A 1,666-nucleotide genomic window follows, 5' to 3' on the forward strand; every position below is an offset into this window, starting at 1 on the left:
ATTAACGACCACCTTTCTCATACCATTAAAGATATGAAACAATTGGCACTCTAAAAAGGGTTTGCGGTAACGATTCATTCGTGGCTATTATCGGGACGGTTTATTTAACCGGAGATAATAATCATGGGATTAAGCGGAATCGGAATTCAGGAGCTCTTACTGATCGGCCTAATTGTCGTATTGGTATTCGGCACCAAAAACCTGCGTAATGTGGGTCGTGATCTGGGCGGTGCGGTACGCGATTTCAAACGTGCACTGAGTGGCCAGAACGAGAACAGCGCACATATGGAGATGCCAGGGTTAAACGAGCAAAAACCTGCTTCACCGGATAATAAATCGTCCTCTTGAACGTTATGTTCTATCCATCATTGTCGGTATCACGGTGATGGCAATTGCCACCATTTTATAATGAGCCGCAATCACTGCAGCGCCAGTATTATTGATAACTATTATTAATAACCACTGACGCTATTTACTTTAGCGTTATATCTAGTTGATTCTCTTCGCCCTATCCATTTCCGCTTTGCTTTTTTCGCTGTTATCCTTCCTCTGTTTTATTTGTCTTACGGCTCCCTATCCCTTTTGATATTGCTCTATCTTGATATCTATCTTGAAATTTCTTTTGTTTGTTTTTTTAGTGATTTCACATTGCGTTACCGAGTAAACAAGTCATGAACGAATTACGTACATGAAAAAGCCGCCGTTTTATCACAAACAGCGGCTTATCCCTTTATCTCTATTTTTATCTCTGCTTTCGCTTTGTTTTAGTTTTGCTTTAGTGTTTTCTTTAACTGTTAGGACGTTAGCAAATGCGCGGTAATGGCTCGCTGTGCGGCAAATCCAGCAGACGCGCTGCGCCAAACGCCCCCATCACTTTCACTTGCCGATTTTCGGTTACTGAGCCAATACAGGTGGCATGACGACCCAACGGATGGGCACGCAAGCACTCCAGCACAGCCTCTTCGGCCTCTTCGGCCACAATCAGCACCAGTTTACCTTCATTGGCAAAATTGAGCGGATCGAGCCCCAACAGCTCGCAGACGCCGCGCACCACCGGTTGCACCGGTAATACCGATTCGGCAATCATCATGCCGCACCCGCTAGCCTGCGCAAACTCGTGCAACACCGCCGTCACGCCGCCACGGGTTGCATCACGCAAGGTGCGAACCCCCGCGATCGGATGCAGCGCGGCAATCATGCCATTGAGCGGTGCACAATCACTTTGCAGATCGGCATCCAACCCCATTTGCTCACGCAAATTCAAGATGGTGGCTCCGTGGTCGCCCAAAGTACCGCTCACAATAATTCTATCGCCAACGCGAATTTGGTCACAGCCCCACTGCACCGCGGGAGGGATCACGCCAATACCCGCGGTATTGATGAAAATCTTATCAGCGGCACCGCGATGCACCACTTTGGTATCGCCAGTAACTATCTGTACGCCCGCTTCTGCGGCAGCAGCGGCCATCGAGCGAACCACACGCTCTAAATCTGTCAGTGGCAGCCCCTCTTCGAGAATAAAGCCACAAGAGAGGTATTTCGGGATAGCGCCGCCGACGGCAACATCGTTCACCGTACCGCAGACTGCCAGTTTACCGATATCTCCCCCAGGGAAGAAAATCGGGTCGACCACGAAGCTGTCAGTGCTGAACGCTAACCGATCGCC

The 1,666-nt window shown here is 49.2% G+C and carries 2 protein-coding genes; one reads left to right on the top strand and one right to left on the bottom strand.

The window, feature by feature from the left end; genetic code table 11:
* Window positions 1–123: 123 nt before the first annotated feature.
* Window positions 124–348: a twin-arginine translocase TatA/TatE family subunit gene (gene tatA, locus ACRC27_RS14775; protein ID WP_039044757.1), complete on the top strand. Its 225-nt coding sequence runs from the start codon at window positions 124–126 to the stop codon at window positions 346–348.
* A gap of 454 nt (window positions 349–802) precedes the next feature.
* On the opposite strand, the gene hypE is transcribed toward tatA, so the two are convergent.
* Window positions 803–1,666 (bottom strand): hydrogenase expression/formation protein HypE (gene hypE, locus ACRC27_RS14780; protein WP_438640221.1); only part of this gene is annotated, 864 nt, incomplete at its 5' end.

It is taken from the genome of Plesiomonas sp., from assembly GCF_051650925.1.
In the GTDB taxonomy this organism is placed as follows: domain Bacteria; phylum Pseudomonadota; class Gammaproteobacteria; order Enterobacterales; family CAMTGL01; genus Plesiomonas.

Excerpts from the sequence above, each read along its gene's own strand:
- tatA (WP_039044757.1), top strand. The coding sequence starts at position 124 with ATGGGATTAAGCGGAATCGGAATTCAGGAGCTCTTACTGATCGGCCTA.